At 43.9% G+C, this 26,576-nt stretch carries 24 protein-coding genes, 1 tRNA gene and 1 pseudogene; 20 read left to right on the top strand and 6 right to left on the bottom strand.

What is annotated here, in order from left to right; genetic code table 11:
• The first annotated feature begins 829 nt into the window (after positions 1-829).
• Positions 830-1,798 carry a thioredoxin-disulfide reductase gene (gene trxB, locus A4A68_RS02610; RefSeq protein ID WP_067566261.1) on the top strand — a complete coding sequence of 323 codons (969 nt, stop codon included), beginning with the start codon at positions 830-832 and terminating at the stop codon, positions 1,796-1,798.
• Positions 1,799-2,101: 303 nt separating this feature from the next.
• The gene (gene cls / locus A4A68_RS02605; RefSeq protein WP_067566258.1) at positions 2,102-3,562 is read left to right on the top strand and encodes a cardiolipin synthase; all 1,461 of its coding nucleotides are present in this window, start codon (positions 2,102-2,104) and stop codon (positions 3,560-3,562) included.
• 241 nt (positions 3,563-3,803) lie between these two features.
• Here cls and rpmA read toward each other — a convergent pair whose 3' ends face one another.
• The 3 genes from rpmA to adk form a co-directional block, all read right to left on the bottom strand.
• Positions 3,804-4,061 (bottom strand): 50S ribosomal protein L27, encoded by a 258-nt coding sequence (rpmA, locus tag A4A68_RS02600; protein WP_067566255.1) that lies wholly within the window; start codon positions 4,059-4,061, stop codon positions 3,804-3,806.
• Positions 4,062-4,607: 546 nt separating this feature from the next.
• A complete protein-coding gene (gene hemH / locus A4A68_RS02595; RefSeq protein ID WP_067566252.1) occupies positions 4,608-5,573 on the bottom strand; it encodes a ferrochelatase in 966 nt (321 codons plus the stop codon).
• Positions 5,574-5,926: 353 nt separating this feature from the next.
• Positions 5,927-6,571 carry an adenylate kinase gene (adk, locus tag A4A68_RS02590; protein ID WP_067566249.1) on the bottom strand — a complete coding sequence of 215 codons (645 nt, stop codon included), beginning with the start codon at positions 6,569-6,571 and terminating at the stop codon, positions 5,927-5,929.
• A 1,289-nt stretch (positions 6,572-7,860) separates the two neighbouring features.
• Between adk and A4A68_RS02585 the strand changes: the two genes are divergently transcribed.
• Positions 7,861-7,933 (top strand) — tRNA-Thr (locus tag A4A68_RS02585).
• A 410-nt stretch (positions 7,934-8,343) separates the two neighbouring features.
• Here the strand turns inward: A4A68_RS02585 and ppa are convergent.
• Positions 8,344-8,871 (bottom strand): inorganic diphosphatase, encoded by a 528-nt coding sequence (gene ppa, locus A4A68_RS02580; protein WP_067566245.1) that lies wholly within the window; start codon positions 8,869-8,871, stop codon positions 8,344-8,346.
• Positions 8,872-9,691: 820 nt separating this feature from the next.
• Between ppa and A4A68_RS02575 the strand changes: the two are divergent.
• Positions 9,692-10,600 (top strand): annotated as a pseudogene (locus tag A4A68_RS02575) (5'-3' exonuclease); the annotation flags it as partial.
• A gap of 945 nt (positions 10,601-11,545) precedes the next feature.
• On the opposite strand, the gene tamB reads toward A4A68_RS02575, so the two are convergent.
• Positions 11,546-15,352 carry an autotransporter assembly complex protein TamB gene (gene tamB / locus A4A68_RS02570; protein ID WP_067566239.1) on the bottom strand — a complete coding sequence of 1,269 codons (3,807 nt, stop codon included), beginning with the start codon at positions 15,350-15,352 and terminating at the stop codon, positions 11,546-11,548.
• A complete protein-coding gene (gene tamA / locus A4A68_RS02565) occupies positions 15,349-17,064 on the bottom strand; it encodes an autotransporter assembly complex protein TamA (RefSeq protein WP_067566235.1) in 1,716 nt (571 codons plus the stop codon). Before tamA ends, tamB begins: the two co-directional genes overlap by 4 nt.
• Before the next feature lie 2,413 nt (positions 17,065-19,477).
• On the opposite strand from tamA, the gene rpsJ reads away from it, so the two are divergent.
• The 16 genes from rpsJ (at position 19,478) to rpsH (ending at position 26,575) form a co-directional block, all read left to right on the top strand.
• A complete protein-coding gene (gene rpsJ / locus A4A68_RS02560) occupies positions 19,478-19,789 on the top strand; it encodes a 30S ribosomal protein S10 (RefSeq protein ID WP_067566232.1) in 312 nt (103 codons plus the stop codon).
• 32 nt (positions 19,790-19,821) lie between these two features.
• Positions 19,822-20,451, top strand: coding sequence for a 50S ribosomal protein L3 (gene rplC, locus A4A68_RS02555; protein ID WP_067566229.1), 630 nt, complete (start codon positions 19,822-19,824; stop codon positions 20,449-20,451).
• Positions 20,452-20,467: 16 nt separating this feature from the next.
• On the top strand, positions 20,468-21,073 hold the full coding sequence (gene rplD, locus A4A68_RS02550; protein ID WP_067566226.1) for a 50S ribosomal protein L4: 606 nt from the start codon (positions 20,468-20,470) through the stop codon (positions 21,071-21,073).
• Positions 21,070-21,372, top strand: coding sequence for a 50S ribosomal protein L23 (rplW, locus tag A4A68_RS02545; RefSeq protein ID WP_067566223.1), 303 nt, complete (start codon positions 21,070-21,072; stop codon positions 21,370-21,372). Before rplD ends, rplW begins: the two co-directional genes overlap by 4 nt.
• 18 nt (positions 21,373-21,390) lie before the next feature.
• Positions 21,391-22,212: a 50S ribosomal protein L2 gene (gene rplB, locus A4A68_RS02540; protein WP_067566220.1), complete on the top strand. Its 822-nt coding sequence runs from the start codon at positions 21,391-21,393 to the stop codon at positions 22,210-22,212.
• A gap of 16 nt (positions 22,213-22,228) precedes the next feature.
• Entirely contained in the window at positions 22,229-22,507 is a 279-nt protein-coding gene (gene rpsS, locus A4A68_RS02535) for a 30S ribosomal protein S19 (RefSeq protein WP_067566217.1), read from the top strand.
• 14 nt (positions 22,508-22,521) lie between these two features.
• A complete protein-coding gene (rplV, locus tag A4A68_RS02530) occupies positions 22,522-22,854 on the top strand; it encodes a 50S ribosomal protein L22 (protein WP_067566214.1) in 333 nt (110 codons plus the stop codon).
• Between the two features lie 17 nt (positions 22,855-22,871).
• A complete protein-coding gene (gene rpsC, locus A4A68_RS02525; protein ID WP_067566211.1) occupies positions 22,872-23,570 on the top strand; it encodes a 30S ribosomal protein S3 in 699 nt (232 codons plus the stop codon).
• 12 nt (positions 23,571-23,582) lie between these two features.
• On the top strand, positions 23,583-23,993 hold the full coding sequence (rplP, locus tag A4A68_RS02520; RefSeq protein WP_067566208.1) for a 50S ribosomal protein L16: 411 nt from the start codon (positions 23,583-23,585) through the stop codon (positions 23,991-23,993).
• Complete coding sequence (gene rpmC, locus A4A68_RS02515; protein WP_067566205.1) at positions 23,993-24,190, top strand: 50S ribosomal protein L29; 198 nt, start codon at positions 23,993-23,995, stop codon at positions 24,188-24,190. The genes rplP and rpmC overlap by 1 nt, the downstream gene beginning before the upstream one ends.
• Positions 24,183-24,437, top strand: coding sequence for a 30S ribosomal protein S17 (rpsQ, locus tag A4A68_RS02510; RefSeq protein ID WP_067566202.1), 255 nt, complete (start codon positions 24,183-24,185; stop codon positions 24,435-24,437). Before rpmC ends, rpsQ begins: the two co-directional genes overlap by 8 nt.
• Positions 24,438-24,569: 132 nt before the next feature.
• Positions 24,570-24,941: a 50S ribosomal protein L14 gene (gene rplN, locus A4A68_RS02505; RefSeq protein WP_067566199.1), complete on the top strand. Its 372-nt coding sequence runs from the start codon at positions 24,570-24,572 to the stop codon at positions 24,939-24,941.
• Between the two features lie 19 nt (positions 24,942-24,960).
• Positions 24,961-25,275 carry a 50S ribosomal protein L24 gene (rplX, locus tag A4A68_RS02500; RefSeq protein ID WP_067566196.1) on the top strand — a complete coding sequence of 105 codons (315 nt, stop codon included), beginning with the start codon at positions 24,961-24,963 and terminating at the stop codon, positions 25,273-25,275.
• Between the two features lie 14 nt (positions 25,276-25,289).
• Positions 25,290-25,829, top strand: coding sequence for a 50S ribosomal protein L5 (gene rplE / locus A4A68_RS02495; protein WP_067566194.1), 540 nt, complete (start codon positions 25,290-25,292; stop codon positions 25,827-25,829).
• A gap of 13 nt (positions 25,830-25,842) precedes the next feature.
• Positions 25,843-26,148, top strand: coding sequence for a 30S ribosomal protein S14 (gene rpsN / locus A4A68_RS02490; RefSeq protein WP_067566190.1), 306 nt, complete (start codon positions 25,843-25,845; stop codon positions 26,146-26,148).
• A 34-nt stretch (positions 26,149-26,182) separates the two neighbouring features.
• Entirely contained in the window at positions 26,183-26,575 is a 393-nt protein-coding gene (gene rpsH / locus A4A68_RS02485) for a 30S ribosomal protein S8 (RefSeq protein ID WP_067566187.1), read from the top strand.
• Position 26,576 lies beyond the last annotated feature (1 nt).

Here is a 26,576-nt window from a genome sequence, read left to right as displayed (position 1 = left end):
TATCTAGAATTGTGTATTAACCATAGCAACGATAGTCAGATGTATATCTGGTTAATCGCCTCAATAACGCAAATAATGAAGGCAGATAATATCAATTTTTCTTATGCATTCAAAAAAAATAAGAAGATCAAGAAATCTAAGTCACAATCTGTCTTTTATCTTTACGTCCCATGATGATATTTCCTAAGAACCGTCGTCACTCAAGACTAGCATTTAAGATAAACATTAGTTACTTTTTTAAAAGCAAACAACAAATGGATAGCTGCATACCATAGGTTGATTAACGCATCCATCACGCTGAGATAGTCCTATCTCAATTATAATTTTGATCTTAATATAATACTATTCTCGATACTTTCATTTTATGAAGTAAGGCAAAATATGCTCAGCGGATAGAGCAGAATCCCTTAGAAAATGGGACATAACTCAGATTTTAAATCTTAAGAACGACTTCCGGAGCGATCTTCCACCTGATTATGGCCGTTGAAAATAAGTGATATGCCGTGTGCGTCTACAAGCTACAGGTGCAGTTTTTATTGATTTCCCTATTATCAGTTCCGGTTTATCCTTTTCACAGATAAGAGTCTCAAGAATCGATGACATCTTGATTTTTTAACGACAAAAGTGACAGTAAGTATTTCAACAGTCATAATCAGGTGGAAACTTCAGGATAATATCATAACCTTGTAATAATATCTCATAAGGTATAACACTACTTCGTTTTTATTTTTGCTTAATGTTTAATAGAGAACAGACAAAACCTGTTTTTAACTCGTGATAATAACCACTTACTTTTGTAATTTCTTGAGTCGACAATAATGAGGGGAACATATTTACAGTGAAATACAGTAAATTGCTTATATTAGGTTCGGGGCCAGCGGGTTATACCGCCGCAATCTATGCCGCACGCGCCAATCTAAACCCGGTTTTGATTACCGGGATGGAGCAAGGTGGACAACTAACAACTACCACTGAAGTGGAAAACTGGCCAGGCGACCCAAAGGGACTGACCGGCCCACTACTGATGGAACGCATGTACGCCCACGCCAAAAAATTCAATACGGAAATCATTTGCGACCATATTATCCAAGTTAATTTGAAAATCCGTCCGTTCCGCCTCGTCGGTGATCATGGTGAATATGCTTGTGATGCGCTTATTATCGCCACCGGCGCCTCAGCGCGCTATCTTGGTTTGCCATCCGAAAAGATCTATAAAGGGAAAGGAGTTTCCGCTTGCGCTACCTGCGATGGTTTCTTTTACCAAAACCAAAAAGTGGCGGTAGTTGGCGGCGGTAACACCGCTATAGAAGAAGCTCTCTACTTGGCTAATATTACTAAAGAAGTACATTTGATCCATCGTCGCGATACCTTCCGTGCGGAGAAGATCCTTATTGAGCGTCTGATGGATAAGGTAAACCGCGGTAATATTGTACTGCATATTAACCGTACCCTGGAAGACGTGCTTGGAGACGAGATGGGTGTCACCAGCGTACGTTTGAAACAAGTAGCTGACAGCACCTATGAAGATTTAGCGGTCTCTGGGGTATTTATCGCTATCGGTCATAGTCCTAATACCACGATTTTTGGCGACCAATTAGCACTGCAAAATGGCTATTTGCACGTGCAGTCCGGAATCAATGGCAACGCGACCGCCACCTCAATTCCTGGCGTATTCGCCGCCGGTGACGTCATAGACTATAACTACCGTCAGGCGATTACTGCTGCTGGGACTGGTTGTATGGCAGCGTTGGACGCTGAGCGTTATCTCGACGGTCTGGATAAGACCAGATCATTTTGAGACAACACAATCGCTGCTGCATAGCAGAGACGATGTGCGCACTCAGCTAATGCTAGAATTGCTACAGGGCTGTCGTCATAAGTTAAAACAGACATTAGTTGCTTTTTGGAAAACACACGGAAATCACTATAAGATATTAAAGCTATGATATTACAGTCGCGATTCAGCTGAGTCGCGATTAACTTTTCATCCATGCAAAACCGCGTCAAACAGCACATTATGCGCTGGGTAAAACAATGTCTTCTTTGCGCCTCTTATGCGTAAACTCACATTAATGCTCCGCAAACAGGATGTTTTCCCCTTATGACAACGCTTTATACTGTAATCAACTGGTTATTGCTGTTTGTCTATTGGCTGTTGATTGCAGGCGTCACCTTGCGGGTTATGATGAAACGTCGCGCGGTGCCATCCGCTATGGCTTGGTTACTAGTGATCTATATTCTTCCTATAGTTGGAATTATTACTTATTTGTTGTTTGGCGAACTTAACCTGGGTAAACGTCGCGCTAGACGTAGTAAAGCCCTCTTGCTATCTACCGCCAAATGGATCGAAAATCTAAAAAATTATCGGCGTATTTTTGCCACTGAAAATAGCGAAGTGGCCCGGGCATTATTTCAATTGTGCGAACATCGTCAGGGCATGGGTGGTTTGAAGGGCAACCAAATGAACCTGCTGACTAGCAGTGATGACGCGCTTCAAGCGCTGGTCCGCGATATCGGCCTGGCTCAAAACAATATTGAGATAGTATTCTACATTTGGAAAACTGGCGGCCAAGTGGACCTGGTGGCGGAGGCATTGATGGCAGCAGCACGGCGTGGCGTGCGCTGCCGGCTAATGCTCGATTCCGCCGGTAGCTTGGATTTTTTCCGCAGCCCATACCCCGCGCTCATGCGGGCCGCTGGAGTGCATGTCGTAGAAGCCCTGCACGTCAGTCTCTTCCGGGTCTTTCTTCGCCGCATGGATTTGCGACAACATCGCAAAATGGTGCTGATTGACAATCATGTTGCCTACACCGGCAGCATGAACATGGTAGATCCGCGTTTTTTCAAACAAGATGCCGGCGTTGGCCAATGGATCGATATTACGGCCCGCATAGAAGGGCCGGCTTCAACCGCGATGGGGATCATTTTTTCCTACGACTGGGAAATTGAAACTGGAGAGCGCATCCTTCCGCCGCCGCCAGACGTCAATATCATGCAGTTTGAACAGGCCAGCGGACACACCCTTCAAGTGATCGCATCGGGTCCCGGTTTTCCTGAGGGGGTCATTCATCAGGCGTTGCTCACCTCAATTTATGCAGCACGCGAACAATTAGTGATGACTACACCCTACTTGGTACCGAGCGATGATTTGCTCCACGCTATTTGTACTGCGGCGCAGCGCGGTGTAAAAGTCCATATTATCATTCCACGCCACAACGACTCTATATTGGTAGGCTGGGCTAGCCGGGCTTTTTTTACCGAACTGTTAGAAGCTGGAGTGTTGATCCATCAGTTTGAGGGCGGTCTACTGCATACGAAAAGCGTACTAGTCGACGGTCAATTAAGTCTGGTGGGGACGGTAAATCTGGATATGCGCAGTCTATGGCTTAATTTTGAAATCACCCTAGTCATCGATGATGATAATTTTGGCAGCGATCTAGCACGAGTGCAAGAAAACTATATCGCTCTTTCGCGGCTTATCGAACCTACTATCTGGTCGAAGCGTCCCTATTGGCAGCGTATTGTCGAGCGACTATTTTACTTTTTCAGTCCATTATTATGATTTTTCTGGACGATTATTTAATGGGACAATAATTCTGTGTATAGAAAATTGTTTAGCAGAGCTAGATAGGAAAGATTATATTCTATGATAGAAGTGGCTCCATATTCTGTGACGCCATAGCTCTAGTCTCGTCGGACAGAGAATAGAGAGCATTGTTATCTCCATAATTATCTATTTGACTATGGATTTGCTATCTCTGCTCTTCAACTTAGCACAGCTTTACTTTACAAAAATTGGAAACTTAGTCAGAAATAATGCTCACAAATTTACGGTTTTTTTGTCCCTTCACTTCAAACTGGATCTTACCCTTCGTTAAAGCGAACAGCGTATGATCTTTTCCGCAACCTACATTAGTCCCTGGGTGAAAACGGGTTCCACGTTGTCGGACGATGATGCTACCGGCCTTTATTAATTCACCGCCGAAGCGTTTAACGCCAAGGCGTTTACTTTTTGAGTCGCGACCATTACGTGTAGAGCCGCCTGCTTTTTTATGGGCCATGTGTTTGTTCTCCTGTTAGCGCAAATACCGTTGATTCAACGTCAGTGAACTACTGTGCCAATTCACCTGGTATTGTTAACTCCAAATAACGCACACAAAAAATTTTCTGCCGTGATCGTTTGTAGATTACTTCTAAACACACCTTGTAGAAGCTAAATTCTACGCAAGAATTTAACTAGAAACAAGCGAAAGTACATATATCAAACGGAAAGGTGCAATGTATTTATTGCAATGTATCTCTTACGTTTTTCAATAAATGATGTGCCGGTATTCGACCCATGTGCGGCATTAGACTGACGATGTATATCTTTAGCCGAGAGGTTACGACTTATAACAAAGATTAATGTGCTCTCGTTGTAGCACGACAAATTAAGTGCAATGTCATACTTATTCGGCATCGGAAGCGTAACGCTACATCTGTAAGTTGTATTTGAAAACCTCCAACTTCATTTTTGTTATCGAGGAACTCAACCAGACATTTGCTTATAAAATGAATAGTTCGATGTTGCATGAGAATTGAGATTCAAGTGTCTTAAAGAAAATAAGTTAAGGTAGCTCTGCCGTTACAAGCTGGCGTAGCAGATCGATATGCGCCTCATCATCATTAAGTGCTGGGATATAATGGAACGTGCTACCTCCGGCACGTTCAAATATTTTCTTGCTTTGTACTTGAATTTCCTCCAGCGTCTCTAGGCAGTCAGCGGCAAAACCGGGGCAAATAACTTGCACATGCTGCACGCCTACAGCAGGCAGGCTTTTCATAGTTTCATCGGTAGCGGGTTGCAACCAGGGGTCACGTCCGAAGTGCGATTGGAAAGTCATTATTATCCGCTCAGGCGGGTAATCCAGCACTGCGGCTAAAGCTTGGCGAGTAACGTCACATCTCTTCGGGTAATCATCGCCTTCTTCGACATAACGCTGTGGTATGCCGTGAAATGATATGATTAGCCGATCTGGCTTACCGTACCGGCTAAACTCATGCTTAACGCTTGCGGCTAGCGCGGCGATATAGGCAGGATGCGCTGCATAATCGCGGATAAAAGTTATCGATGGTAATCGGCGGTAACCAGTAAGAATTCGTGCTACCGCATCCCAAATCGCAGCGCTAGTAGAGCAAGAATACTGGGGATACAAAGGCAGAATCACCAGGCGTGTAATTTCTTGCGCAAACAGGCGCGAGACTGCCTGCGGCAGAGTCGGACGCCCATAGTTCATTGCCAGTTCTACCGTGACATTAGGCAAGCTAGCGGCTAGTGCCTGCCGCTGTCGACGACTATAGACAAGAAGTGGTGATCCCTCATCCATCCAGATGCTTTGATAACGTTTTGCTACTTGCAGTGAACGTCGCGGCAGGATAACGCTGTACAATAAGGGTAGCCATAGTGCTCGTGGCATATTCACTACGCGTTTATCGCTAAGAAATTTGGTCAAGTAACGCTTGACTGCCCGTGGCGTAGGAGTTTCCGGTGTCCCCAAACTGACCATTAATACTCCGCATCTTTCCCGGATCATTGCGTTCCTTATTAGTTCGTCGCTAAAGCTCATCCTATGAATTCAGAGAGTAAATACGCTAGCAGAAAAGATATTTTAGCGGAGACGACTGCCAAACACAGTTATTATTTGTCACCTATTGCAACAAGTGTTGGCTAACGGACCACGTAAGCGCATCGAGATTAGAAATAGGATATCGGCGATATTTTCCGCTCAAGGTCGAAAGTACAATTATGCGTGTGGATGCGTACATAATAACCGGCAGTTCAGCCCGGCATGACAACGATCAATGGCGGTTTCCAACAGACTGCGCTGAAGTTACATTTGAAAAAGCCAAGATACGGCTACTTGTGATACAAAAATAAAATAATAGATCAACTGAGAATAGCAGTCAATTCAGCACTTACCTCGCGTACATTGCGAGTACCGTCGAGGGTGAAATACCGAGTATTTCCTGAATACGCTTCTTTAGAGTAATAGTCTACAAGGGGTACCGTCTGCTGACGGTACTCCGTTAGGCGCTTGCGTACGATGCTTTTTTGATCATCTTTGCGAGTGGTCAGCGGCTCGCCGGTCACATCATCCTTGTCTTCTTGCTTGGGCGGATTAAATTTCACGTGATACACCCGTCCTGAAGGAACATGCACTCGACGACCAATAATGCGGTCAATGATAAGCCAATCTGGCACTACAAATTCCAGCACATAATCCACTACGATACCAGCCTTTTTCATGGCGTCCGCCTGAGAGCGAGTACGGGGGAATCCATCCAATAAAAAGCCGTTGCAGCAAGAGTCTTGTTTGATACGTTCTTTGACTAGCGTGATGACTAGTTCATCTGTCACCAGTTTTCCAGCATCCATAATGGCTTTAGCTTGTTTGCCAAACTCGGATTGTGCCTTCACTGCGGCGCGCAGCATATCGCCGGTGGAAATCGGCGGAATACCATACTTCTCTTTAATAAACTGCGCTTGAGTACCTTTACCAGAACCCGGAGCGCCCAGCAGAATGATACGCATTGCAAATATCCTTAATAATCTAAAGTATTTTAAATCTAAAAACGAGCAAGAAAAAGAAACGCCCTGAACGGTAAGTAACACTTCAGTATTATCGCTTAAATTACTATTAGATGATAAATTTAGTAAAAGCTAAGAGTATGACTTGGTCTGGTGTCGCTGGTTATGATCGGCCTGATAGCTGTTGTCCGGCGTCAACAGCTTTGTTTCCAGCTACTGTGTGGATTTCCGGAAAACTAGTCATTAATATACGTCTCCGGTTGTTCAATCACATGATAGGCATGTCGGTGTCTTTTCAGACAGCAATCCGCCGTAATTTCAAGTAGGCGCCTTATTTTTTCAGCATGTTAATTATTGTTATGCGTAAAAGTGTGGACTGTTCATTATGATGGTCCATTCAGATATCAAACAATTCTGACAGATCAGTAAAAGAATACAGAATACTATACATTAACATTAGGTAACCTGCCAACACCGAGTAGATCCCTCAAAGGAACTAAGGAGTGTTGCTGCAGTGGTCAGAAGATGCAGGATGATTGTTTTATAGAGTTAGTGATCATATGGATGCACAAGGGTTAAACACAGTTGCCTCTACCTCTCTCCGATCTGTTGACTTAATTTATGCCGTTATTTATGCTGGCTTTTGTCTTGTACACTGCTATAAAAACTATGACTATCAATACCACCACCGTGGTGTTTTCGTGATACCCTTAATGGGTTAACTGAAAGTCTCAGCCAATGTTAGCACCCAGTGTCAGCACAGCATACACTCGAAAAGGATAAAGGCACACTGGAAATGGAAGGCATACCTATTTTGTGAACAGATTAAAAATACAGCGCGCAAGCTTACATCATAACTATAACCAGATGGCAAAACATTATGCAAATGATTTATTATTAATAGATCTTAATATGATAATTTATACGGTGTACGGCTATTCCCATTTGTGCCTATCTCTAACTCGTCCTTAATAATCTACAAAAGGATTAGCTACGGGGACAACCTAAACCGACTTCGATAACGGTAGCCGTTTTCACTAAGGCCAATTTGACTACTGGACTTAACGAATTGGCGCGTGTCAGCGTTCACCCGCCAGACGATACAAGCGGGAAAGCGTCAACTAGCGGGTCGTTTGAAGTCAGCCGCGCGCAAAACTCTTGCCGCAGTGACGAGCTTTCATCTCTGTTGTGTTTATTATCAAGATTAGCGCAATTTTATAGAAGAGAGCGTAGATAAATGCGCCTATTGACTTTCTTTTTTAATATGCACATTATATGTAAAGTAGTTTTATGCCGATATAGCTCAGTTGGTAGAGCAACGCATTCGTAATGCGGAGGTCGTAGGTTCAACCCCTACTATCGGCATTATCAAAACAGGCAGCCAGATAATTTTCATTTCGTTTTAAAAATATCCTGTAAACTGGAGCGATAAGTCTTCAGATATCGCGTATTTTTTAAACGCTCCAGAACAGTTAGTCAACATTCGTGCAATTATTTTGAATCATTTATTGCGAAAATGAAGCTTAGACGTTTTCAAATACAGATTGTAAATGTAGCGTTGAGCGCTCGATGCCGAATGATCATCACATTGCACTCTGTGTGTGTCGCTGTAACAAGGAGAAATGATACTAATCTTTGTCATATGCATTTCAAAAGTAGTTACAGAAAATCAATATATTTAAACTAGCGTTCGGTAGACTTGCTAAAAGAAATTGAATCCGTCAGACAACTAAAAGTGAAAGACCGTTCTGTGAGCGGTTGTTTTTGCGCTAAGATTACTTTTTAGCACGCTCAATGGAGGCGATAATTTCATCTTTGGCTGCTTTGGCGCTGTCCCAACCGTTTACTTTCACCCATTTTCCGTCTTCTAGATCTTTATAATGCTCGAAGAAATGTGTGATTTGCGCGCGCAAATGTGGAGATAGGTCGTTAATGTCTTTGATATAATTATACTCTCGTGCCACTTTGGCGTGTGGTATTGCCACTACTTTAGTATCTTCACCGGACTCATCGATCATTTTTAGCACGCCTACTGGACAGCAACGTACTACCGAGCCTGGCTGCAATGGATATGGCGTAGGTACCAGCACATCTACTGGATCACCATCCAGGGAAAGTGTATGGTTAATATAACCATAGTTACAAGGATAAAACATCGCGGTAGATATAAAACGATCAACAAATAAAGCGCCGCTTTCCTTGTCAACTTCGTACTTAACGGGAGAAATATTAGCTGGAATTTCGATGATTACATAAATATCTTCTGGTAGATCTTTGCCTGCTGGTACTTGATTTAAGCTCATGTTGTTTCCCTTAAATTTATAAAGCGGAAAGGCTAGTATAGCTATTTCCCTAAGCAGTCTGTCGCAACGCCTGCTGAATAACTAAAATCACGTTATTACACCAGTCATATCAGCGTCAGCTCACTTTGTGACGCAACGTATAGAGTACGGCAGGTAGTCTGCGTTTACCACGTTTATTTCAAACGTTCTCCTGTGGCGCTCCCGGTGTCGAATAATCATTAACGTAACTTCATGGTTACGCTATAACGATGGACAGTAATATCAAGCATTGAGATCTATCTTTTAAAAAAATCGGAGGATAGAAAATCAGTGAATTTCATGATCCAATGCACATCTGTAAGTTATTTTTGAAAATATTTTAGCTCTATTTCGCTATAGAAACGCTCAACTAAGACAGTCCTAAGTCTGTCTGAGGCATGCTAAATTATTATGTGGTATATGACATATGCTACTAGATGATCTGAGTTACAACTAACTAATACCTGCGTTTAAATCGTGACGAGGCGTTTCTAACGCTGAAGTCGTTATCTGTTGTAAAGTAGACGAAGAATGACGTTTTGTATGTCAAGTGTCTTTTCGTACATAGGGTGAGAAATGCATAGACACTATAGTAATAATATTAAATACATTTAATGTAGCTTTTGTATGACTGATATAAAGCGCATTTATAAAGTTTTTAGCAAGTAAAAATTATCTCGTAATATAAGATGACATGCCTGAAAATTCACATCAAACGTCTTTCTCGTAGTATGAGAAAATTATTAACAGTATGTATTAATTCATGACTATCAGTAACTTTGGGTTACAAGTAAAATACGCTATGGTCCAAATAGCAGAAAATCCAATTATTCTAGTGGATGGTTCTTTTTATCTCTACCGTGCCTATCACGCTTGTCCGTTGCTGACTAATAGGGCGGGAGAACCGACCAGGGCGATATATGGTGTATTGAATATGCTTAAGAGCTTACTGGTTCAGTATCGGCCAAGCCACATTGCAGTAGTATTTGACGCCAAGGGCAAGACGTTTCGCAATATGCTGTTCAAGCATTATAAATCTCATCGGCCGCCCATGCCGGACGATCTGTACAGTCAGATAGCGCCGCTGCATGATATGGTTAAAGCGATGGGTTTGCCTTTATTGGTTGTTAATGGCGTCGAGGCTGATGACGTTATCGGTACACTAGCACTGGCAGCGGCGAGCGCCGGTCGGGACGTCTTGATAAGCACCGGTGATAAAGACATGGCGCAGTTAGTATCGTCAAAAATTACCTTGATTAATACTATGTCTAATACAATTCTCGGACCGGAGGAAGTGAAACTGAAATTCGGTGTGCCGCCAGAGCTTATTATTGATAATCTGGCCCTAATAGGCGACCGTTCCGATAATATTCCTGGCGTACCGGGAGTGGGTAAGAAAACCGCACAGGCACTATTGAAAGAGTTTGGCGGTCTGGAGAGGCTCTATCAACAGCTTGATAGCGTTAGTTGCCTAAACTTCCGCGGCGCTAAAACCGCAGCTGCTAAACTTGCGTTGTACCGTGATACGGCGTTTCTCTCCTACCAGCTGGCAACCATTAAAACTGATGTGCCGTTGAGCTTACCTTATGATAAGTTAACGGTAATAAAAGAAATCGAAGTGGAAGCATTGATGTTGTTATTTCAGCGTTATGAATTCAAACGCTGGCTAAGCGATTTAGAAACGGGTCAATGGTTGCAAGAGCGCACAAGCACTGTCGTTACACCATCGCCGTTTATTACTTCTACACCCAACGGCAGTTAAGGCACTGAAAAAAGTCTTATCAAAAGACTGTCATCAGATCATTTACGACATGGTAATCCTTAAGTATGTGGAATGACCGCTACTCTTAATATCAGAATCGACAGGTAGTTTGGCGATACGATTACTCTTCCTGTGTAACAGGATTATCTGGACGCTTCTGGCTAACTAAACCGCTTTGCGGTATTGGCAGTACTGAAATCGGTTTTAGAAAATCTTAGTTAGAATCTTAAATTCGATTTTGGGGTTCTGAAACAATATTCAGCTAGGCGTTCGATATCATACTGGCATCTTATGTGTTGACGCTGGCCTTTACAATATAACTGCCTGAAAAAAGATTTGAAAGAAATAACAGGAGTAGGTTTCGTCTTACGCCGCAGGAAACAGTATTGTGACGTTGTATCTGTAGCAAAAACATGAAGGCATGCATTGAACAATGCACCAAAAGATGGGAAACCAAACACATTCTGTAGCGCTGGAAAGAGCAGCGTTGTTAATTAGAGAAAGAATTTTTCTTCCAGCAAACAGCAGCAGGCAATGTTGTACAACAAATAACATTATCAAAATGATGGTATCAATAAAAAGTTGTTGATCTAGCACTGGACTAGCTGCCATCGAAATGGCTTACAGCATGTAGAAGCGCCGACATTAATGCAGATAAAGACACTAATAGATTATCGGTGTAGGTGAAAAGTAATAGATCTTATATTTTGAATTCAGATAAGCATTAATTGTACTTTTAAGTAAAATAGAAACAAGTAGCGGTTTACCATCTTGGATCACAAAAAGTAAGACTATGAAAATGAAATTATATCTGGCTGTTAAAAAATGTTCGTTATCTAACAGCTTTTCCCTGTTTGCGTCGCAAACTACTACTGTAAAGAATAATTCGCATAATTAAAAGTCAAACCGATAAAGCAAGTCTAGCGCCTGGTTCAGGCCAGACACGGCTTCCAAATAAAGCTTAGGCATTAAACGATAACGCAGCGTTAACGTTGCTAAAGAATCAAAAATACCCACACCGTATTTAACTTGTAAATCGGGCGCAATATATCCACTAAGCACCACTTGGGAGTTGTCGCCAACCCCTTGAGTATCTAGCGCTAGTTCACTTACCCCAAGTGCTTGTCCGATTTTACCTACAACTTGTTCACTCTGGGCAACCCCCATGCCAATTAACATTGACGTCATCATACCATTGTCGACGCTTGCAGCATCCAAACTCTGTCCACGTAATAAATAAGACAGTGCTTCCTGTTGAGATATACCCGGATTGGCAAAGACCTCAACTTTCGGCTGATCAGCTAGTCCGGTTATACGGACCCCTGCCGTAACATCATCTTTACTAAAATCAGGATTACGAATTGCTTCGATATACAAATAAGGCTCAACTGGGCCAGAGAACAGTAATTGTCCTTTTTTAACGATTAAATCTTGCCCGTAAGCATGGAAACGACCGGATAAAATATCGATTTGTCCGTTAAGTCCTAACCTTTGTTTATCCTGCGCCACTTTCAGATCGCCCGTCAGTCTAGCTTTTAAGCCAAAAGTGTCAAGACGTACATCTGAACCGACGTGTACTAGCAGATTTAAGTTAATCGGGATCGCGGCGTAGTCGGCGCTATCTGGCAACGGTTGCAGGTTCTCGTCTAGCAGCACTTCATCTTTAGAGATATTGATCGTACTTTTCGGTATATCTTGAGCCTCAATACGTGCCCAGGGAATATCGACTGTGCCGTTGAAGGTCAACAGTGTCGGCGTGGCCTCAAACACGATATCCGGCGACATATTCAGCCGCACCATCGGTGGTACGGTGACGTACACTCGGTTTCCATGCGCGTTAATATGCGCACGCCAGGCCTCTATTTTACTCCAATCAGCGTCTCCGGTTAGGTTAACATGACCATGAGTGGTACCAATAAAACCATGCAGCGTAGAGTGGTTACCGGTGAAGGAAAGCGCCAACCGACTATCGGTCATAGCAAAAGGCATGAAAGTGCCTTTAATGATCAAACGCTCCAGCCCAAGATGACCGTAAAGCTGTGGTCGCTGTATATCCCCACCGAGCTGCAATGCGGCGTTAATTAGTCCATTGACGCTTTCGTCCCGAGATAACAGCGGTTTCAACAGTGATAGAGAAAGATTATTGACATTAACAGTGCAGGACAGTTCACGCCGGTGCTGAGGATCTGTGATCTGCACCTGACCGTTGCACTGGCCGTTACCGGCAATGTTTATCAACCAGTCCAAACGCGCAAGGTCTTTATCCAGCGCAGCATTAAGCGTCAGTGTCTCAAAGACTACCGGTAGCGTCTTATTTTTCACAATCTGGTTCACTTTTATATTGTTACCTACCAGCACCAATTTACCCTTCGGAAAACCGCCACCCAAGGTCCAGTGCATATCGGCTCGACCGGTAAAAAAACCACTGATCTGCATTTCTGCTGGCAGCATCGGCTTTAGTATCATCAGATCAAAACGGTTGAGTAACACACTTGCTTGCACGGATGGACCGAGGACAATATTCCGCGGTGCACAGATTTGTGCATTAGAATTTTTCCAACAGTGTGGCCCTATGATTAGCTTTTGCGTTGCGACCCGGTAATCCAGGGTCATGGCACGAATCAGTCCGAATTTACCAACCGGCGTATCAAAGTAAATTTGGCTCAGCATACCTTGCCAACGTTTTTGCTGCCTGTCGAAACTCCCGTTCAGCTGTAGTTGAGCGGATACTGGCTTACTTTGCATTGCCAGCATCAGTCGATGCCCTTTTTCATCACCGCTCGTATCCAAAGTCAATTGTGCGATAGATAACGCCCCTTTTTGCAAACGATCCAGCTGCAACTGCATATTACCACGGACAATATCACTAAAGAATACACACCCCTTCAACGCAATACGCGCAATGCTCATTTCTCTCCAGCGCAGAGAATGTGCATTAAAATCCATCAGCAACTTCGGCGACTGGAAAGTACCACGCAGCTTAATTTTCCCTATTGCCCGACCGCTCAGGTCCGGCAGCGCGCCGGCTAGTGCCGGTGCATTAAGCGCGGCATCCAGCGCAAAGGCATTATTTAGATCGCCTGTCACTGTCAATTGATTGCGACCTAACGCCAGCAGTAGTTTCGGGACATGCCACTGACCAGCGGCATTACCGCGAAATGATCCTTTGGCGGTCAGCACGTTTTGGCGAATGTGACCGTACAGCTCTAATGTAGGCACTTGTAATTGCCAGTTGTCACCGCATAAGCCACCATGGCTGGTGACTTTCCCCTCTAGGCATATCGGCCAGTCCGGCCACTGGCGAGCAGTATTAATGCCCCTTAACGCCAGTTCACTGCGCCAGCTAATGTCACGTTGCCAGTCCACGGCTGCACTCAGATCGATATTGCCCTGCAACGCTGACAGTCGTAGGCGCGATAAAGTAAAACTATTGGTGTTAGTTTGAGCTTCCAGAGTGACATCTGCCGGGGGTAGCCCCTTCCCGCTAAGCACCGCTTGCAGTGCCAGCCGATAATTTCGTGCTTCCCCGCTTAGCCGTAAGTCCACATCGCGTGCTTGATATTGCGATGTTCCAATCAACGGCCATTTCAAAGACTGGCTGTCGAACGTCAGCGTCAGCGGCAGACCTGCTTGCGCTAGTCGTGCTTTTAGGATCAGGTTCGCGGTAAGCGGACCTGAAAGATGAAGCCCGGCACGTATTTCGTCGCGTAGCTTTCCATTCACTGAAAATTGGATTTTTTCACCTTTTAACGGCGTGCTATTCAAGGTCGCGTTGATCGTTATTGCTACCGGCCAGCTCTTACTCATCTCGGCATAGCCGGAAGCATTGAGTAATCCATGAGGCGAGTTGATATCTAGCAACACCAGCTCGACACGCTGATCCTGGCTTACCGCTTGCAGGCGTAAACGAGTAATAAGCAGATCGGCATTACCAGTCAAGTGCAAATTTTCTATATCAACGCTTGCCAGTATCAAATTTAACGGCAAAGTAAACGATGGCAACGGAGATAATAACGGCTTAGCGAAGAAGTCACGCAACATCTCTGCTAACCGCAATTCATCACTCACTGCCGCTTCACTAGCGCGTTTTTTCTCCTGGATACGCAAGTCAGGTGTGACCGTCTCTACAGAGACGGTATCTGTTTTACATGAAACTAACTGCGTCCCCGTCGGTAGCATTATTAAAAGACCAGTTATATGTGTCGGCGTTACTGTTAGATTGTTCCCCTCGAATCGAAAGCCGGTCGTGAATTTATCAAGGATGATACGTGTGTTATCTACTTTGATCTGGACATTATCCAGCGCTAGATGACGTAGAATAAGCGGGTAAAATGTAGATAGTGGACTGCTGTCCGACGCCATTGGCTGGCTTAATTTAAGGGTATTCACATCGATTAATACATCTCGCAGGGCGAGATTATGAATGCACAATTGGCGTTGGCGCAAGTAGCTAAAATCCAGCGCTAAATGGCATTCGCCGGCGCTGACTGTCACACCAGGCATGTGATAACGCAGCTGTTTAATGGTTAGATCGCGCCAATTTCCGTTGGCTGAACCAATTTCCAATTCTGGCATCCATCGAGCCAAGCCACTCAGTAATAAATGCAGACCGCTGGTAGTAATGCTGAGATAAGCTAGTGCGCTGAGCAGCAGCACCACCAACAACACAACAGTCAGAAAAATTTTCTTAACAAAGCTCATAATTCCGGCCCAAATCCAATGTAGAACTGCACGCCGTGTTCATGTTCATTCGCAACTGGAGTAGCAATATCCAATTTGATTGGACCGACAGGCGACTGCCAGCACACGCCGATGCCAGCGCCGGTTTTAATGTTGTTTTCTTTAATGCCCTTGATTACCTCACCGCTGTCGATAAATACAGCACCCCACCATTTGCCGGTGACATTATATTGATACTCAAGCGATCCGGTCATTAATTTAGAAGCGCCAATCAGTTTGCCCGCATCGTCTCGAGGCGACAAAGATTTATATTTATAGCCACGGATACTGCGATCGCCACCGGCAAAAAAGCGCAACGACGGTGGGACACGTGAAAAATCATTGGTTGTAATCCAACCAAGATTGCCACGAGCTACAAAACGGTGTTTTCCCGCCAGTGTACGGATCCAAACGTTTTGTGCCTGAAAAATGACGAAATCGATATCTGATCCCCAGAAGAGACTGGAAACATCGACGGAATAGCGCTGGCTATCGCCCCAAGTTGGTATTAAGCCGCCGCGCTGGCGAGTACGATTAATACTGACGCCGGGATAAATCAGCATAGTCGTATCAGTAACGTTAGCCTGTGTGAAGTGATCCAAACTCCAGCGGAGATTGAGAGTGCGCTGCCAGTCGCTAGATAGATCCCAATAGCGCGCTATATTCAGCGTTGTTGAATCTACCAAAGTGTCGTTGAGATCTTCACGTTTAAAGCCTCCTTGCAGGAGACAATATTGCTCCAGGGGATCATTGAGCAACGGGATTTTATAGCTGATATCGGTCGATTGTTCCTGCGCCGACAAGTTTAGACCGGTTCGCAGGCTATGCCCGCGCGAATTTAGCCAGGGTTTATTCCAGGTGGTTTTCACACGCGGTCCTATGTCGGTCGCGTAGCCAGCGCCAATCTCAATGCTATTGCGAGTATGCGGCGTCATGATTGCATCTAGAGGCAGAATTCTGCTCTGCTTAGCAATGGTAAAACACGGAGAAATGACCACTGTATTAAACCAGTTAGTGGCTACAAACCGGCGATTAAGCTTCGCCAGCAATTCATCGCTGTAGAACTCACCTTCACGCACTTTAGCAAGGTTTTGCAAATAATCCTCTCGGATTTTCGCGCCGTGAAAACGGAGCTTGCCGAAACGATAACGTTGGCCGCTATCAAAATCGATATCCAAGTAGGCCTCGTAACGTGTCGGAGAGACACTCAATTGGCTTTTACGAAATTCAGCGTCGAAATATCCCTTGCGCAGCGCTAGGTTAGAAAAGCCATTTTTGAACCTATCGTATGCTTCGTGGTTTAACACTGTGCCTAGCGCGGGTTTATCGTTGGTGATCCATTGCCGATAATCGTTATCTTGCCTGACGTCACCGCGCAAGATAATATGAACGCCGGCGATTTTCACTGCCTTGCCCGGCTTGACGTGGGCGATAAGTACACCACGATCGCCGTTCATCACCGGCTTGAAAACGAAATCAATTGTAGGGGAATAATAACCATGCGCCCGTAGTCCCTTGCGAACCACATTATCCACCTGACTTTGGAACTTCGCATCGATCGTTACTCCGTCCGTGCCAATAGTTGACAAGCACGCACGTACGTTTCGTTGCAGATCACCGCTCAGCCCTTGCACTTGCAGTCGAACATTAGCGCTGTGGGCCTGCGACATCAATAATAACGTACAGAAAAACATGGATTTTCGACCATACCATGATTTCAGCTTGATAAGCTCTATGTATCCTCCCCCGGCAAGGCCTCTTCTCTATCCACAGCTATTAAAGGCTGTCTTGATAAGAGGATTAAGAACGATATATTTAAGATTCAACTCTTGCTTAAAATTTATCCAGAAATATATTAGGATAATTAAGTGCTTTAATCATACAAGGTATACGGTTATCTGTTTCCTTATTTTGTTTAAAAAATATTTAATGCCTGTCTTCAACTCGTAACACTAAGTACTAGTAGACTCAATAGTCCCTTGGCAAAATCGCTGGTCCAACCCCTGTGCATCCGCGTCCGTCTCGCCACTAAGTGTTGAACGGCTCTTATATTTCAGATGTCATATTCTCTGTAATGTAAGGTAAAGTGATTCAAATTCACTGTTTACTTATTACACGACTGATCGATGTCTAATGAGATCTTATAGATGAGCTATGCGTCAGTCATATAAAGAACTATGTTGCCTTACTTTCCTCCAAAGCAAGGTTTTTGTGCTGATGATTATTTTTGTAGGTATATAAAAGAAAAGCATTGTTCGTCTAACGACTTCAATATTAAACTCTAAGTTATCGATAACTTGCTTTAATGTAATGTTTAAAATGCCTTAGAGCAGTATTCCTACATATGGAACTATGTATTGCCATATTGTGATGAATATATACTTAGTTAACTCGCTGGTAAAATGAAGTTACAATATCTTCAAACATGGCTTGCATCACATCCTGATTCTGAACATGCGTACTGCATCTAATTTCCAATATCGCTACTAACAATATTTTTTGGCACATCTGGTCTTTCATGCGGCAAATAGCAACCAGGATGTTAAATGCAAAATCGTTACACTCGCTCTATTGTTTCTATATCAGAATGTAGGTAACGCACTCGCTCATGTCCTAATAAATAGAGAGGCACTGTTCAATCAAAAACAGTAGTCAAGCTTATTTAGCATTTACAGATCGAAAGTAGCACGTCTGAAACAGACGCTGTTCTTCCTGCTATTGTCTGCGTTAGCCTCTAGAATACTTCCTGATCGACTTGACTAACAAACGGACTAAACAGCAACAAAATACCTGAAAAATTACTACATTAAAATAACCAATTGTTACGAATATATTGCAGTTATGAAAGTGGGTTAATGATGTTGCTACGAGATAAACATATTGCATGTTAGGTGGAGTATTATTTTCAAATGCTTATTTAGGTCGCCTAGATTATAGGTAGCGAGAGGAGACCTCAATGACTCCCTTCGATCTAAAAACACTCTTGTAGCAGATAAACACATCTATTCAATATATTAATTAACCGACGCATCTTTCCCAATAAAGACATCAGAGTTAAAACATAAAATATTGGTTAATATTAAGAAGTGTTAACTTTTATTGAAAAGTAAATTTATCAAAGGGACTGTAAATACGCGAATAAAAGCACAACCCCGTTACGGTACGCTTTTACAAACATACTATTAATGATACATAGTGGTGGAAATAAAATAATTAAAAGTTTAGCTATTTTAGATTTATTAAAAACCTAATTTTGTAACAATAATTAAACACCTGCCCAACTTTACAGCTGACTAGCAAGGACAAAGAAACGTATTATCCTACGATTGTCCGGAAATTGGATTCGGCCAATCATGTAGTAAGCAAAATATACTCTTCGGACAGAACCGCATAACTGGAATGTCCCTGCTTTCATTAAGAGTCTTCGTAAAACAATTGCTTTTAAAATTAAATATAACAACACCATACCATATCGTATATATCCTCTTCTTAGAAGGGTTGAAAAACTCTAGGATATCAATTGGTTGAATATCAGTGAGACGTCGAAAGATGATGATTGATATTGATAATGATACGTCGACTAATAGGTTCGATAAGCGACGACGATATATCTGATCGTAATTTTAACTGACGAAGAAAATCCTATAGATATATCGGTCTCCAAGATGATCTGCAGCGGCAAAGTTAGTTTAGGTGCGACCGTTAAACGGTCGATTTGCACGGAGCGCAATCATTAGTGCATCCACACTGTCTACTTAGCATCTAATCTCTTTTCTTTTCGGCGTTTTCCTCTTGTTGTCATCACTCAAAATAGTCAACAGTATTTATGACAATGTATCTAAAACAGCGAGCTTTTCCTCCTCTATGCTTTCCCTTTTTTACTGTTGTGTTTATTTTCTGTACAAATTTATGTACAATCTATACACTTGTTTTGTAGGTGTTACTGTGATAAGTTAACTCGCTCATTGGAGCCGCATTAACCTTATAGGCGGTAAGTCGGATGACAACATCCCCAATTGAGGGATAACACTGAACGATTACACTCCCCCATCACGAAATGGGAGTGAGGGTAGTTTTGCTTTTATAAATAATTGGAGCTCTGGTCTCATGCAGAACCAAAGAATCCGTATCCGTTTAAAAGCGTTTGATCATCGTTTGATTGATCAATCAACCGTGGAAATCGTCGAGACAGCCAAACGTACCGGCGCTCAGGTACGTGGTCCGATCCCGCTGCCGACTCGTAAAGAACGCTTTACCATTTTGATCTCTCCGCACGTTAATAAAGATGCGCGTGATCAGTATGAAATCCGTACTCACAAACGTCTAGTTGACATCGTTGAACCAACTGAAAAAACCGTTGATGCTCTGATGCGTCTAGATCTGGCTTCTGGTGTAGACGTGCAAATCAGCCTGGGTTAATCAGGTTGTAGAATGATTGAGAGGTTAAAACCATGCAAGGTTTAATCGGACGTAAAATAGGCATGACTCGTATCTTCACAGAAGATGGTGTTTCTATTCCCGTCACCGTTATCGAAATTACAGAAAACCGCATCACCCAGGTTAAAACTCTAGAAAACGATGGATATCGCGCTATTCAGGTTACCGCCGGTACTAAAAAAACTAATCGCGTAACCAAACCAGAAGCCGGTCATTTTGCTAAGGCAGGAATTGAAGCCGGCCGTGGTCTATGGGAATTCTGCGTAGAAAACAGCGAAGAAGTCACCGTTGGCCAAAGTATCACGGTAGAATTGTTTACTAATGTAAAAAAAGTCGACGTTACTGGTCTCTCAAAAGGAAAAGGATTTGCCGGAACTATAAAGCGTTGGAATTTTCGTACACAAGATGCTAGCCACGGTAACTCTTTATCCCACCGCGTTCCAGGTTCTATTGGTCAGAATCAGAGCCCGGGAAAAGTATTTAAGGGCAAGAAAATGGCTGGCCAGCTGGGCAACGAACGCGTAACCGTCCAAAGCCTGGACGTGGTACGTATTGACGTGGAACGCAATTTCCTGCTAGTCAAAGGCGCCGTCCCAGGAGCAACCGGTGGTAACCTGATCGTTAAACCGGCTGTTAAGGCGTAACGTCGAGGAGATAGGCATGGAATTGGTATTGAAAGACGCGCAAAACGCGCTGACTGTTTCCGAAACTACTTTTGGACGTGACTTCAATGAAGCATTAGTTCACCAGGTTGTTGTAGCTTATACAGCAAATGCCCGTCAAGGGACACGCGGTCAGAAAACCCGTGCTGAAGTCAGTGGTTCCGGCAAAAAACCCTGGCGTCAGAAGGGTACGGGCCGTGCGCGTTCCGGTAGCCTGAAGAGCCCAATCTGGCGTTCTGGTGGCATTGCTTTTGCCGCTAAGATGCAGAATTACAGTCAAAAAGTAAATAAAAAGATGTATCGTGGAGCGCTGAAAAGCATCTTGTCTGAACTGACACGTCAGGATCGTTTGATCGTTGTTGAAAAATTTTTTGTCGAATCGCCAAAAACCAAACTGCTGGCACAGAAATTGAAAGACATGGATTTAGAAAATGTGCTGATCATTACCAGAGAACTAGATGAAAATTTATTCTTAGCGGCGCGTAATCTCTATAAAGTAGAAGTACGTGATGCTAATAATATCGATCCAGTTAGCCTGATAACTTTCGACAAAGTTCTTTTAACAGCTAATGCTGTTAAAAGAGTTGAGGAGATGTTGGCATGAGTAGTGAAGAGCGTCTATTAAAAGTATTACGCGCACCGCATGTTTCTGAAAAAGCATCTACCGAGATGGAACGACACAATACTATTGTACTTAAAGTAACTAAAGATGCAACTAAAGCAGAAATCAAAGCCGCTGTGCATAAACTGTTTAAAGTCGAAGTCAATAACGTGCGCACCCTAGTCATAAAAGGAAAAACCAAACGTCACAGACAGTGTATCGGACGTCGTAACGATTGGAAAAAAGCTTACGTCACACTGACAAAAGGCCAAAACTTGGACTTCATCGGCGGAAAAGAGTAGGTCGGAGGAGTAAGAATAATGGCAATTGTTAAATGTAAACCGACATCTCCGGGTCGTCGCCACGTTGTTCAAGTGGTCCATCCTGAGTTGCATAAAGGTAAACCTTACACCCCGTTGTTGGAAAGTTTCAGCAAATCCGGTGGCCGTAACAACAATGGCCGTATCACTACGCGCCATATCGGCGGTGGTCATAAACAACGCTATCGTTTAATTGACTTTAAGCGCAATAAAGACGGTATTCCGGCAGTGATAGAACGGCTAGAGCATGATCCTAACCGTTCCGCTAACATCGCGCTGGTTTTGTATAAAGATGGTGAGCGTCGTTATATCCTAGCACCGAAAGGCTTGAAGGCTGGTGACCAGCTTCAATCTGGCGTTGATGCAGCAATCAAAGCCGGAAACGCTCTACCAATGCGCAATATTCCGGTTGGTTCAACCGTACATAACGTAGAAATGAAACCGGGCAAAGGCGGTCAGCTAGCGCGTTCCGCAGGTGCCTATGTTCAGATTGTAGCTCGTGATAGCGCTTATGTTACACTACGTTTGCGTTCAGGTGAAATTCGTAAAATTCAGTCCTCATGCCGCGCGACCTTAGGGACAGTTGGTAACGCTGAACATATGCTGCGTGTATTAGGTAAGGCTGGCGCTAATCGCTGGCGTGGCATTCGTCCAACCGTTCGCGGTACGGCGATGAACCCGGTTGACCACCCGCACGGTGGTGGCGAGGGTCGTAATTTTGGTAAGCACCCGGTAACCCCGTGGGGCATGCAGACCAAAGGGAAGAAGACACGTAGCAATAAACGTACCGATAAATTTATCGTGCGTCGTCGTAGCAAATAATATTAGAGGATAAACCATGCCACGTTCTCTCAAGAAAGGTCCATTTATTGACCTGCACTTGCTGAAGAAGGTAGAAAAAGCAGTGGAAAGCGGTAACAAGAAGTCTATTCGCACTTGGTCCCGTCGTTCAACGATCTTTCCAACAATGATCGGTTTGACTATTGCTGTCCATAATGGACGTCAGCACGTACCCGTTTTTGTCGCTGATGAAATGGTCGGTCACAAACTAGGTGAATTCGCACCGACGCGTACTTATCGCGGCCATGCGGCCGACAAAAAAGCTAAAAAGCGATAAAGTAGGAGGAAGAGATGGAAACTATCGCTCAACATCGCCACGCTCGTTCTTCTGCTCAAAAGGTTCGCTTGGTAGCCGATCTAATTCGCGGTAAGAAAGTGTCGCAAGCTCTAAAAGTTCTTACTTACACCAATAAGAAAGCTTCTGGTCTAGTGAAGAAAGTACTAAAGTCTGCTATTGCTAACGCTGAACATAACGATGGCGCAGATATCGATGATCTAAAAGTCGCGAAGATTTTCGTCGACGTGGGCCCGAACATAAAGCGCATTATGCCGCGCGCTAGAGGTCGTGCGGATCATATTTTGAAGCGCACTAGCCATATTACTGTGGTTGTGTCCGATCGCTGAAACTGTGGAGGCTAGCAATGGGTCAGAAAGTACATCCAAATAGTATTCGATTAGGTATTGTTAAACCTTGGAATTCTACCTGGTATGCAAATACAAAAGAATTTGCTGACAACCTGGACAGCGACTTTAAAGTTCGTCGATTTCTAACAAAAAAAGTGTCGAAAGCTTCGGTTTCCCGCGTGGTGATCGAACGTCCTGCCAAGAGCATCCGTGTGACTATTTACACCGCTCGTCCTGGAATTGTAATCGGTAAGAAAGGCGAAGACGTCGAAAAACTGCGTAAAGTCGTAGCGAATATTGCTGGCGTTCCGGCGCAGATTAATATCGCTGAAATCCGTAAGCCGGAATTAGACGCCAAGCTGACTGCCGACAGCATCTCTTCGCAGCTAGAACGTCGTGTTATGTTCCGTCGTGCGATGAAGTCTGCTGTGCAGAACGCTCTGCGTCTTGGCGCCAAGGGGATTAAAGTTGAAGTCAGCGGCCGTCTGGGAGGTGCTGAAATCGCACGTACTGAATGGTATCGCGAAGGTCGTGTTCCATTGCACACCCTGCGTGCAGATATCGACTATAACACATCTAAAGCGCATACCACTTATGGTGTCATCGGCGTCAAAGTATGGATCTTTAAAGGTGAGATCTTAGGTAGTATAACTGCCGTCGAACAATCAGAACCGGCTGCTCAACCTAAAAAGCAGCAGCGTAAAGTCCGAAAGTAAAGGGAGTCGCTGATGTTACAACCAAAGTGTACAAAATTCCGTAAGATGCACAAAGGTCGCAACCGTGGTCTGGCAGCAGGTATGGATGTTAGCTTCGGTACTTTTGGTCTGAAAGCTGTTGGCCGTGGTCGTTTGACCGCTCGTCAAATCGAATCAGCACGTCGTGCAATAACACGCGCAGTTAAGCGTCAAGGAAAAATCTGGATCCGGATTTTTCCTGACAAACCGATTACAGAAAAGCCGCTTGAGGTGCGTATGGGTAAAGGTAAAGGTAACGTAGAATACTGGGTTGCCTTGGTTCAGCCAGGTAAAGTCCTGTACGAAATGGACGGTATTCCGGAAAAGCTTGCCCGTGAAGCTTGCAAGCTAGCAGCGGCAAAACTGCCGATTAAAACCACCTTTGTAACTAAGACGGTGATATAATGCAAGCAAATAAGCTGCGTGAAAAAAACGCTAAAGAATTGAACACGGCACTTTTGGATCTGTTGCGCGAACAATTCAACTTACGTATACAGGCAGCCAATGGCCAACTGCAGCAGACCCACTTATTAAAGAAGGTACGATGCGATATTGCGCGTGTAAAGACGTTATTGGCTGAGAAGGCGGTGTATAATGAATGATAAAATCCGTGCCCTACAAGGGCGTGTAGTCAGCGATAAAATGGAGAAATCTATTGTTGTCGCCATTGAACGCTTTGTGAAACACCCAATCTACGGCAAGTTTATTAAACGAACAACTACACTCCACGTACATGACGAGAATAATGATAGTAATATTGGCGATATCGTTGAAATCAGCGAATGTCGTCCGATTTCCAAAACTAAGTCTTGGACACTGGTTCGTGTTGTAGAAAAAGCGATCCTGTAAAACAGTAATTGCGCTTTAAATATTGATCCATTTAATTTTTCTACCCATACGCCAGGAGCGGTGTTACAATGCCGAATGCTGTATTATGGTTCTTCTTGAAGAAGAAGTAGTTGATATGTGCGGAGCACTAATATGATCCAAGAACAGACTATGCTGACCGTGGCCGACAACTCTGGTGCACGTCGCGTAATGTGTATCAAGGTTTTAGGTGGCTCGCGCCGTCACTACGCAGGCGTCGGCGACGTTATCAAAATTACCATTAAGGAAGCCATTCCTCGTGGCAAAGTTAAAAAAGGTGATGTCCTGAAAGCAGTAGTGGTACGCACCAAGAATAGCATTCGTCGCCTTGACGGTTCTGTCGTTCGTTTCGATAGTAATGCTTGTGTTTTGTTAAACAATAATAGTGAACAACCTATCGGTACGCGTATTTTTGGGCCGGTGACTCGTGAACTACGTACAGAAAAATTTATAAAGATCATTTCTTTAGCGCCTGAAGTACTTTAAGGAGCATAAGGAGCAAGTCATGGCAGCGAAAATCCGTCGTGATGACGAAGTCATCGTGCGGACCGGAAAAGATAAAGGGAAGCGAGGTAAAGTAAAACTTGTCCTGTCTTCAGACAGGGTTATTGTTGAAGGGATTAATCTGGTCAAGAAACATCAAAAATCAGTACCGGCTATGAAGCAACAGTGTGGTATCTTCGAAAAAGAAGCAGCCATCTCTCTTTCCAACATTGCAATTTTTAATACAGCGACCAGTAAAGCTGACCGTGTTGGCTTTAAAATTGAAGACGGCAAAAAGGTACGTTTCTTCAAATCTAACGGCGAAATTATTAAGTAATTTGGAGTAGTACGATGGCGAAACTGCATGATTACTACAAAAACAAAGTAGTTTTTCAACTGATGAAACAGTTTGGTTATAGCTCTGTCATGCAAGTCCCTCGGGTTGAGAAGATCACCCTGAATATGGGTGTCGGTAAGGCCATTTCCGACAAAAAGCTGTTGGATAACGCTTCAGCTGATTTGTCCGTGATTTCAGGTCAAAAGCCGCTTATCACAAAAGCACGTAAATCTGTTGCTAGCTTCAAAATCCGTCGAGACTATTCGATCGGTTGTAAAGTAACCCTGCGTGGCGAACGTATGTGGGAATTCTTTGAGCGCCTGATTTCCATTGCTGTACCACGTATCCGTGATTTCCGTGGTTTATCCGTTAAATCATTTGACGGCAATGGCAACTACAGCATGGGCGTACATGAACAAAGCATCTTCCCGGAAATTAACTACGACAAAATTGATCGCCTTCGTGGCATGGATATTACCATTACTACCACTGCGAAATCCGATGATGAAGGCTGTGCGCTGTTGACCGCTTTTAATTTCCCAATCCGAAAATAAGGTAGGGTGACTAATGGCTAAACAATCAATGAAAGCGCGCGAAGTAAAACGTGTGAAATTAACTAATAAATTATTCACCAAACGCATCGAGCTTAAAACTATAATTTCCGATGTGAATTCTTCCGATGAAGACCGTTGGGATGCGGTGCTCAAGCTGCAGACTCTGCCGCGTGATTCCAGCCCGTCTCGTCAGCGAAACCGCTGCCGCCAAACAGGTCGTCCGCACGCTTTCTTGCGAAAATTCGGCTTAAGCCGTATCAAAGTCCGTGAAGCCGCTATGCGCGGTGAAATCCCGGGTTTGAGAAAAGCTAGCTGGTAAATTGTTATGAATCGAATCACGGGAGTAAAGACAGATGAGCATGCAAGATCCTATTGCAGATATGCTGACACGTATTCGAAACGGTCAGACTGCGAATAAAACCGCGGTCTTCATGCCTTCTTCTAAGCTTAAAATGGCTATTGCTAACTTACTGAAAGAAGAAGGCTTTATTAAAGATTATAAAATTTCAGACGATATCAAGCCGATATTAGAGGTGGTGCTAAAGTACTTTAAAGGCAAACCGGTAATAGAAATCATTCAACGTATTAGCCGCCCAGGCTTGCGTATTTATAAGAAAAAAGATGCGTTACCGAAAGTTATGGCAGGTATGGGTATAGCGATAATTTCTACATCTAAAGGTATTATGGCTGATCGTACAGCTCGCCAAGGTGGGCTGGGTGGCGAGATTATCTGCTACGTAGCGTAAT

It is taken from the genome of Candidatus Doolittlea endobia, assembly GCF_900039485.1.
GTDB lineage: Bacteria > Pseudomonadota > Gammaproteobacteria > Enterobacterales > Enterobacteriaceae > Doolittlea > Doolittlea endobia.
The sequence above is the reverse complement of the archived record's forward strand: the minus strand, read 5'-3'. Positions and strand labels throughout refer to the sequence as shown.